Consider the following 9618-nt stretch of genomic DNA (forward strand, 5'->3'; position numbering starts at 1 on the left):
CCGATCCGGACGCTCCGATGAATACGTTGCCCGGCTCCTTGTCCGTGGTTCGCCCGGCCGGCTCCGGCGCGAACGGCGGCTTCGATACGTTTGTAAAGATAACGGCAGACGGTTCGGTCACGGCGTTCAATGGCCATGTCGATCTCGGCACCGGCATCCGCACCGCGCTCGGGCAAATCGTCGCCGAAGAACTCGACGTGTCCTTTGCCCGCGTGATCGTGGTACTCGGCGATACCGCGCTCGTTCCCAATCAGGGCGCGACCATCGCCAGCGAGACCATCCAGATCACGGCAGTGCCACTGCGCAAGGCCGCGGCGCAGGCACGGCATTTCCTGGTGGCGCGCGCCGCCGAGCGGCTGGAGCTTGCGGTCGAGGATCTCGTCATCGAGGACGGCCTGATCCGCGGCAAAGATAACCGCAGCGTCTCTTACGGCGAACTGATATCCGGCGAGACCATCCGCCTCGAACTTGCCGACGACGTCCCCGTGAAAGCCGTGGGGGCCTACAGCATCGTCGGGCAATCGGTGCCGCGCACCGACCTGCCGGCGAAGGCGACCGGCGAACTGGTCTATGTCCACGACGTGCGCGTGCCCTTCATGCTGCACGGCCGCGTGGTGCGGCCACCTTACGCCGGCGTCGATGTCGGCGCGTTTGTCGGCACCAGCCTGATCGCGGTCGACGAAAGCTCGGTCCGCGATATCAAGGGACTGGTGGCGGTGGTGCGGATCGGCGATTTCGTCGGCGTGGTCGCCGAGCGCGAGGAGAACGCGATCAAGGCCGCCGCGCAGCTGAAGGTGGACTGGAAGCCGACCCCGACGCTGCCTGACCTGAAGGACATCGAGAAGGCGCTGCGCGCCAATCCTTCGGCGCCCCGCGTGCTGATCGACAAGGGCGATGTCGATGCCGCGATTGCAGCGGCCGACAAACCGATGCAACGGACCTACGTCTGGCCGTACCAGATGCACGGTTCGATCGGCCCGTCCTGCGCGGTCGCTGATTACAAGGACGGCCACATCAGGGTGTGGTCCGGCACGCAGAATCCGCATATCCTGCGAACGGACTTGGCGCTGCTGCTGCAAAAGCCGGACAGCGAGATCGACGTGATCCGGCTGGAGGCCGCCGGCTGCTACGGCCGCAACTGCGCCGACGATGTCACGGCCGATGCGGTGCTGCTGTCGCGCGCGGTCGGCCGCCCGGTGCGGGTGCAGCTGACGCGCGAACAGGAACACGCCTGGGAGCCGAAGGGCACCGCGCAGTTGATGGACGTCAACGGCGGGTTGAACGCGGACGGCGGCGTCGCCGGGTACGATTTTACGACACGCTATCCGTCGAACGGCGCGCCGACGCTGGCGCTGCTGCTGACCGGCGCGGTCGCGCCGGTCCCCGCCGTGTTCGAGATGGGCGACCGCACCGCGATCCCGCCCTACGATTACGACGCGATGCGGGTGGTGACGCACGACATGCCGCCGATCGTGCGAGCATCATGGTTTCGCGGCGTCTCGGCGCTGCCCAATACCTTTGCCCATGAATCCTACATCGACGAACTCGCCACCGAGGCCGGCGTCGATCCGATCGAGTACCGGCTGCGTTACCTGAAGGACAAGCGCGCGGTCGATCTGGTCAACGCCGTGGCCGAGCGCGCCGGCTGGACCCCTCGCCCGGTCTGGAAAGAGCCTGAAGCCGAAGGCGACATCGTGCGCGGGCGCGGCTTTGCCTATGCGCTCTATGTCCACAGCAAGTTTCCGGGATACGGCGCGGCATGGTCGGCCTGGATCGCCGATGTCGCCGTCAACAAGTCAACCGGCGACGTCAGCGTCACCCGCGTGGTGGCCGGGCAGGATTCCGGGTTGATGATCAATCCGGACGGCGTGCGCCACCAGATCCATGGCAACGTCATCCAGTCGACCAGCCGGGCGCTGATGGAAGAAGTCTCGTTCGACCGCCATGCGGTGACGGCGCGCGAATGGGGCGCCTACCCCATCATCAAATTCCCCGACGTGCCCAAAATCGACGTGCTGATGCTGCCGCGGCAGGACCAGCCGCCGCTCGGCGTCGGCGAATCCGCTTCCGTGCCGAGCGCTGCCGCCATCGCCAACGCCATCTTCGACGCGACCGGCGTGCGCTTTCGCGAATTGCCGTTCACGCCGGAGCGCATCCTGGCGGGGCTGCGCGGCGGGCAAGACGTGGCGCCGGCTCCGATGCCGCTGCCCGCGCCGCAGCCGCCCGCTCCGAACGACCGATGGAAGAATCCATTCGCTGGACGGCGTGGCGCCCTGGCGACGGCCGCAGCATTGTGTGTTGCGGTAGTGGGCGTCGCAACGGCGGTGCTGCCGTGGCGGGCGATCGCGCCGATCGCACGGCCGGACCCGTCGACGTATTCGGCCGCCACGATCGCGCGCGGCCAGCAGCTCGCCGCGCTCGGCGACTGCGCGGTCTGCCACACCATGGTGAACGGCGCCGTCAACGCCGGAGGCCGGCCAATCGAAACGCCGTTCGGCACTATCTACGCCACCAACATCACGCCCGATGTCGAGACCGGAATCGGCGCGTGGTCATATCCCGCCTTCGAGCGCGCGATGCGCGAGGGCATTCACCGCGACGGAAGGCATCTCTATCCGGCGTTTCCCTATACCCACTTCGCCAAGACCAGCGATGCCGACCTGCAGGCGCTCTATGCCTATCTGATGGCGCAGCCGGTGGTGCGCGCCGAGACGCCGGAGACCAGGCTGGCGTTTCCCTTCAACCTGCGGCCGTTGATGGCGGGATGGAATGCGCTGTTCCACCAGCCCGGCACCTTCCAGCCCGACGCGACCAGATCCGCGACGTGGAATCGCGGCGCCTATCTGGTCGAGGGCCTCGGCCATTGCGGCGCCTGCCATTCGCCGCGCAATGCGCTGGGGGCGGAAAAGGCCGGCGCCTACCTCGCCGGCGGTTTTGCGGAGGGCTGGGAGGCGCCGCCGCTGACCTCGCTGTCTCATGCGCCGATCCCGTGGAGCGAAGACGAGCTCTACGCATACCTGCGAACCGGCGAATCCCGCCTGCACGGCATAGCCGCGGGGCCGATGGCACCCGTGGTGAAGGAGCTCGCCGCCCTGCCCGACCGGGACATCCGGGCCATGGCGGTCTATCTGGCGTCCTTCAGCGAGGCTGCGACCGGTCCATCGGCGCAGGCCGCGCTCGCCGCCCAGCTGGAAAAATCGACGCTTTCCCGGGTGGCCTTGGCATCGCCCCTCGGCGCCCGTCTCTACGAAGGCGCCTGCGCGGTGTGCCACGCGGTCGGCGGCGCGCCGCTGTTCGGCAGCCGGCCGTCGCTGGCGCTGAACAGCAATCTGCACAGCGCCGTCCCGGATAACCTGATCCAGGTGATCCTGCACGGCATCGCAGCCCCCGCGACCAGCGATCTCGGCTACATGCCCGGCTTCAAGGACAGCATGAGCGACGACCAGCTCGCCGAGCTGGTGACCTTCCTCCGGCAGCAATTTGCGCCGGAAAAGCCTGTTTGGACCGGGGTGCGGGCGGCCGTCAGCCAGGCCCGGCACCGGATTTCGCGCTGAGCTGCCATGCCGGGCCGAAACGGCACTGGTTGCGGGGCCTCCGGCGGGCTAGGGTTCCCTATGGCAGTTACCGACATAGCGTCCCGAACCTACAATCACGGCTGGCGGCTCGACCCGATCGTGCGCAGCCTGCTCGATACCGATTTCTACAAGCTTCTGATGCTGCAGATGATCCGGGAATTCTACCCGGACCAGCAGGTCACCTTCTCGGTGATCAACCGCAGCCGCCACGTCAGGCTTGGCGAAATCATCGACGAGCAGGAATTGCGTGCCCAGCTCGACCATGCCCGCTCCATCAGGTTCGCCAAGAAGGAGCTGATCTGGCTCGCCGGTAATACGTTCTACGGCAAGACCCAGATGTTCTCGCCGGATTTCATCAATTGGCTGGCGGCGTTCCGGCTGCCCGAATACGAACTGCGCAAGGTCGACGGCCAGTACGAGCTGCATTTTCACGGGCCCTGGACCCACACCACGATGTGGGAGATTCCGGCGCTCGCCATCCTCAACGAGTTGCGATCGCGTCAGGCGATGAAAGGCCAGGGCCGTTTCGCCCTCGACGTGCTCTATGCCCGCGCCAAGGCCAAGCTGTGGACCAAGGTCGAGCGCTTGCAAAAGCTGGACGGCCTGCGGCTGTCTGATTTCGGGACACGGCGGCGCCATGGCTTCCTGTGGCAGCGCTGGTGCGTCGAGGCGGTCAAGGAAGGCCTCGGATCGTCCTTCACCGGCACCTCGAACGTCCTGCTGGCGATGGACAACGACCTCGAGGCGATCGGCACCAACGCCCATGAATTGCCGATGGTCGCGGCGGCCCTGGCTGACAACGATGACGAGTTGCGCTGGGCGCCGTACCGAATTCTCGATCAGTGGCGCCATACCTATGGCGGCAATTTGTTGATCGCCCTGCCCGACGCCTTCGGCACCAAATCGTTCCTGCGCGACGCGCCCGAATGGGTGGCGGACTGGACCGGCTTTCGTCCGGACAGCGCGCCGCCGATCGCCGCCGGCGAGGAAATCATCAAATGGTGGAAGGAGAAGGGCCGCGACCCCAGGGAGAAGTTGCTGGTGTTCTCCGACGCCATGGATGTCGGATCGATCGAGGAAACCCACCGTCATTTCGCCGGCCGGGTCCGCATCAGTTTTGGCTGGGGCACCAACCTGACCAACGATTTCACCGGCTGCGCCCCAGACGGTTCGGCCAACCTCGATCCGATCTCTATCGTCTGCAAGGTGACCTCGGTCGACGGCAGACCCGCCGTGAAACTCTCGGACAATCCGGAAAAGGCGACAGGCAACGCGCCGGAAATCGAGCGCTATCTGCGGGTGTTCGGCAGCGCCGGCCGCGTTCGCAGTCCGGTGCTCGTCTGATTTCCGGGCGCGGGCGGCCTCGGTCTATGCAATGTAGCGAACCAGGCCCAAGCTAACGACAATCAGAAACAGCAAGGACAGCGTCACCGCCGCGGTGACCCTGCCGCCGACCCGTCCGATGACGCGCAGGTCGACGCCAAGGCCAAGCGCTGCCATCGACATGATGGTCAGAATGCCGGCCGTCTTGCGGATCGGCAAGATCGCCGCTTCCGGCAACAGCGACAGCGAGCGGAATGTCGCCAGCACGAAGAACGCCACGATGAACCACGGCACGGTCTGAAAGAACTTTTCCTGCCACGACGCGTCAGGCGAACGATCGCCCCGCAGGCTTCGCCCAAACACCGCAATGCATGCGACGAGCGGACCCAGCATCATCACCCTGATCAATTTGACCAGCGTGCCGATTTGCGTGCTCACGACGCCTGCCGGCACCGTCGCGGCCAGCACCTGCGGAACGGCATAGACGGTCATTCCGGCGAGAATGCCGTACTGCGTTTCCGTCAACTGCAGCAGCGGGATCAGCAGCGGCAGGCCCAGCACCACGAGGACGCCGAGCACCGCGGTGAACGAAATCGACGAAGCGACATCGTCCTTGCTGGCGCCGATCACCGGCGCCACCGCGGCAATCGCCGAATTGCCGCAGATCGAATTGCCGCAGGAGATCAGGATGGACATGCGAACCGGCAGGCCGAGCGCCCGGCTGGTGCCGTAGGAGACCGCCAGCGACAAAACCACCAGCGCCGCTACCGAACCCACCAGGGCAAAGCCGGAGGCGCCGATCGCGGCAAAGGTCAGGGACGCACCGAGCAGTGCAACGGCAATCTCCAGCAATTGCTTGGCGCTGAAGGCGATGCCCGCGCGCCATCGGGGACCCGGCTCCCACAGCGTGCGAATGGCGGTACCGAGCAGAATGGCGATCACGATGGCTTCGATGTAGGGATGCCCGACGAGGCGCTCTTCGGCGGCCTGAATCGCTACCGCGGCAAGCGTGACCAGGGCGCAAAGCGCTATGCCCCACAGCAGGGGGACGGCTTTTCGGAACGTTCCGGCGGAGAGCCTGACTTCGTCCGGAGAATCGATCCGATCTGGCACGCGACATCCTTCAAGGAGAAGGAATTATGCGCCAAGCCAGCCTCGATAGACAATATCAATTGCGAAAAGCGCGGAAGAATGACGTTTTGTCTCTCACGCGGATCGTTGGACTTAATCCGGACCAAGGCTCGATCGCGCCGTTAGCGCGTGCCCGTATGCTTCACGTCGGTTGCCGTGCCGACTTGAAAAGCAGGCGCCGCCGGATAGTAGATGATCCGGACGGATACGATAATAACGACAAGCAGCCAGAACGCATATTGGCCGATGCGACCCAGCACGGCCGACGCAGCCGTCGCCGTCTCGGGCTGACCGCCCGCGACATCCGGCAACACATCGCCATAGGCGTCGAATTTTTCGGTCAACATCGCATTTCCGGCATCGTTCCCGTGACAATTTATGTCGCAAGACCTGCCGTCAAAACAATGGTCGGAACTTTCAATGTTCGGCCGAGAACGGATGCTTTGTTTTGTTTATGTCTCCCGGAAGATGGTTTTGATATCCCGGCCCCGGGAAACCGGTTCCGGGCGGCAAATCCCGGTCAACAGGCGCGGGCGAAATCGCCCTCGCGCTGAATGTGGTCGAAGGTCGGGAAGCGAGGCTCCCATGAACGCGCTCGCGCCTTGGTCAGCGACCCGGGCCGGCATTCACGAGCGCTGGTAGTCATCCTCTATCACGGCCACACGCCGGTTCGTTCGGCGGAGCTGCTGGCAAATCGCGCCAACATCGACACCGGCGCCTACGCACCGGGAATCTCACATTGCTGTCGATTCAGGGCAGCAGCCTGCTCGCGGTGTGATTCCCGGCAACTCGAACGAGGCTTCCCAGGCTCGATCAGGACAATGCAGCGATCAGATCGTCGGCGCGGGTCACCATTGCCACGTTCTGAATCGCGTAGTTCACCGCGGCGATGTGCCATTCGGCGTTCATCGTCGAGCAGCAATCCTCCGGCACGATCATGTAGAAACCCTTGTCGGCGCCGGTGCGGGCGGTATGTTCGATCGACATGTTGGTCCAGGCGCCCGTGACGATGACGAAATCGCGCCCGGCCGCCTTCAGCGTGGCCTCCAGCCGCGTGCCTTCCCAGGCACTCATCCGCATCTTCTCCACCACCTGGTCGCCGGCCTGCGGCTCCAGCCCCGGTACCGGCGCAGCGCCCCAGGTGCCGCGCACCATGGCCTTGGCATCGATCAAGCCCTCGAACAGCGGCGCGTTCGCCGTCACGCCGGGTGCACCCGGCTCGACCACGAACCAGACGTGAACCACCATGACGCCACGGGCACGCGCAGCTTCCGCGAGCCGCTTCGTATTGGCTATGGCGTTCTGCTCGCGGCAATGCGCCGGCGAGCCGGACGATGCGAAGGCGCCGCCGTCCATCACCACGTCGTTCTGCATGTCCTGGATGGTCAGCGCGCAGCGCATGGGATCGACTGCGTATCCCGGAGCGGCGAGCGTGACACCAGAGCGGCTGACCGTCGCCCCCCCGGTTGGCGCCGGCTGCGCCGCGGCCGGCGCGTTTTGGCCGGCGCGCATATAGGGCTCGTTGCGCGGCCCGACTTTAACCGGCACGGCATAGACCGAATGGGTCGCCGTGATGTAGAGCGTGCGCCAATCCGGTCCGCCCCAGGTCAGATTGCTGACCAGTTCGGGAATCCGCAGCTTGCCGATCAATCGACCGTCCGGCGCATAGACCCAGATTCCGCCGGGCGCCGACAGCCAGACATTGCCGAGCGCGTCGCATTTCATGCCGTCCGGCACGCCGGGCTCGGTGGCCGAGACGATATTGGAGGCGAACACCCAGCCGTTGTCGAGGCCGCCGCCAGAATTGACGTCGAACACGCGGATCAGGTGCTTGACCGTGTCGTTGACGTAGAGCCGCGTCTCATCCGGCGAAAAACACAGCCCGTTCGGCTGATCGAACAAAAAGCGGTCGACCAGCAATTGCGGCGCGCCGCCGCCTGATGGCACGCGATAGACGCCCTGGAAGCCAAGCTGGCGCGGGCGCTCGACGCCGTAAATCGGCATCCGGCCGTACCACGGGTCGGAGAAATAGATCGCGCCGTCGGATTTGACGCAAACGTCGTTCGGCGAGTTCAGCTCCAGCCCGTCAAAATGCGACGCCACGATTTCGCGCCGGCCGTCGGGGCGTTCGCGCACCAGCGTGGAAGTGGCGTGCTCGCAGACGATCAGGTTCAGCTCGGCATCATAGGTCATGCCGTTGCACTTGTTGGCGGGGCGCATCGCCTCACGGATGCCCTGCCCGTCGAAACGGCGGCGCACATCGCCCGGCATGTCCGAGAACAGGAGATCATGCGCCTTCGGATGCCAGATCGGACCTTCCGTGAACTGGAAGCCGGTGCCGACCTGCCGCACCGGCGCCCACAGATCGATCAGTTCGGCGAAGGACGGCCGCAGCGCGATATGCGTGGTCATCGCTGGTCTCCGAAAGTCCCGTTCACGCCGCGAACCAGTTGCGTGACGGCAGCGATTGCACGATCGGTCCCGGCACCGCCATGTCGAGCCGCGCCACCACCTGGCCGTGCTCGATCTTGGCGGGCTTGTCATGCACCGGCAGCAGGAAGCGCGAACCCGACAGCAGCCGCTTGATCGCAGCCTTCTCCTCGCGCTTGGTGTTGCCGTGATTTCCGGTGGTGCGGGGCTCGTTGTGATGCAGTTCGTGGAAGGGATTCACGATCTGGTCGTTGAAATCATAGATCACGTCGCCGCATATGGTGGCGCGGCCCTCGGCCGTCTCGACATGGACGTTCATCGAACCTTCGGTGTGGGCCCCCGCCGCATCGATGGTGACGCCGGGGCAGACCTCGATCGGCCCCGACAGTTCGAGATCCTCCAGCCGCAACGCGTGGCGGGTATGGAGCCGGTCGATCAGGTGCTTGATGTCGGGCAACGGATATTGCGGATGCATCAGGCCCGAAACCGAATATTCCAGTTCGCGCCGGTTCAACAGAACCGTCGTGTTCATCGGAAACAGATCGTCCTTGCCGGCGTGGTCGATGTGGAGATGGGTGTGCATGACGTAACGCACATCGCCCATCCTCACCCCATGCCTGGCGAGCTGGTTCTCGATCATGTTCTCGTGGTGCTGCAGTCCGCGCATTCCGAGGCTCTCCATGATCTGATTGTGGCGATAGCCGGTATCGACCACCATCGGCCACGGACCGCCGAGGATCAGGAAGCCGTAAGTGTATACCCGCCTGGTGCGCCCGCAATCGCGTCCCAGCACGAGGAAGCTGGATTCCAGCTCGATGTCGCCGTAGTCCAGGATCTTGATCTCGAGCGCCATGTTGTTGTTTCCTCTCGTTTGGATCGTGTTGATCAGGCCAGCCGGTAGATGCCGGCGGCGGTGTCGTGAAAGATCGCCTGCCGGTCCGCGGCGGAAAGCGTCTGGGTCGCCGCGCGATAGGCATCGACCAGCGCGTCGTAGCGGGTCCAGAGTTTCTCGATCGGAAAATTCGAGCCGAACAGGCAGCGGCCGGCGCCGAACAGCCTGACGGTTTCGCCGACCACGAAGCCGATATGCGCCGGGTCGTTGCGATGCAGGAAGGTGCCGAGGCCGGACAGTTTTGCCACGACGTTGGGCCGCTGCGCC

7 protein-coding genes and 1 pseudogene are annotated in these 9618 nt (G+C 65.1%); 3 read left to right on the top strand and 5 right to left on the bottom strand.

What is annotated here, in order from left to right:
• Positions 1 to 17 precede the first annotated feature (17 nt).
• Together Q7U29_RS04150 and pncB are read left to right on the top strand one after the other, a co-directional pair.
• Entirely contained in the window at positions 18 to 3554 is a 3537-nt protein-coding gene (locus tag Q7U29_RS04150) for a molybdopterin cofactor-binding domain-containing protein (protein WP_304738799.1), read from the top strand.
• Between the two features lie 60 nt (positions 3555 to 3614).
• The gene (gene pncB, locus Q7U29_RS04155) at positions 3615 to 4919 is read left to right on the top strand and encodes a nicotinate phosphoribosyltransferase (RefSeq protein ID WP_304738802.1); all 1305 of its coding nucleotides are present in this window, start codon (positions 3615 to 3617) and stop codon (positions 4917 to 4919) included.
• Between the two features lie 24 nt (positions 4920 to 4943).
• Here the strand turns inward: pncB and Q7U29_RS04160 are convergent, their stop codons facing one another.
• Both Q7U29_RS04160 and Q7U29_RS04165 read right to left on the bottom strand, forming a co-directional pair.
• The gene (locus Q7U29_RS04160) at positions 4944 to 6011 is read right to left on the bottom strand and encodes a YeiH family protein (protein ID WP_370691691.1); all 1068 of its coding nucleotides are present in this window, start codon (positions 6009 to 6011) and stop codon (positions 4944 to 4946) included.
• 140 nt (positions 6012 to 6151) lie between these two features.
• The gene (locus Q7U29_RS04165; protein WP_304738805.1) at positions 6152 to 6376 is read right to left on the bottom strand and encodes a hypothetical protein; all 225 of its coding nucleotides are present in this window, start codon (positions 6374 to 6376) and stop codon (positions 6152 to 6154) included.
• A gap of 306 nt (positions 6377 to 6682) precedes the next feature.
• Here Q7U29_RS04165 and Q7U29_RS04170 point away from each other — a divergent pair.
• Positions 6683 to 6807, top strand: a pseudogene (locus tag Q7U29_RS04170) (serine/threonine protein phosphatase); the annotation flags it as partial.
• Between the two features lie 35 nt (positions 6808 to 6842).
• Here the strand turns inward: Q7U29_RS04170 and Q7U29_RS04175 are convergent.
• From Q7U29_RS04175 to Q7U29_RS04185, 3 genes are all read right to left on the bottom strand, one after another.
• Complete coding sequence (locus Q7U29_RS04175; protein ID WP_304738808.1) at positions 6843 to 8441, bottom strand: isochorismatase family protein; 1599 nt, start codon at positions 8439 to 8441, stop codon at positions 6843 to 6845.
• A 22-nt stretch (positions 8442 to 8463) separates the two neighbouring features.
• Positions 8464 to 9312 (bottom strand): MBL fold metallo-hydrolase, encoded by an 849-nt coding sequence (locus Q7U29_RS04180; RefSeq protein WP_304738813.1) that lies wholly within the window; start codon positions 9310 to 9312, stop codon positions 8464 to 8466.
• Between the two features lie 32 nt (positions 9313 to 9344).
• The coding region (locus Q7U29_RS04185) for an amidohydrolase (RefSeq protein ID WP_304738815.1) at positions 9345 to 9618 on the bottom strand (274 nt) is incomplete at its 5' end.

The sequence above is a fragment of the Bradyrhizobium sp. genome (genome assembly GCF_030654605.1).
Classification (GTDB): Bacteria; Pseudomonadota; Alphaproteobacteria; order Rhizobiales; family Xanthobacteraceae; genus Bradyrhizobium.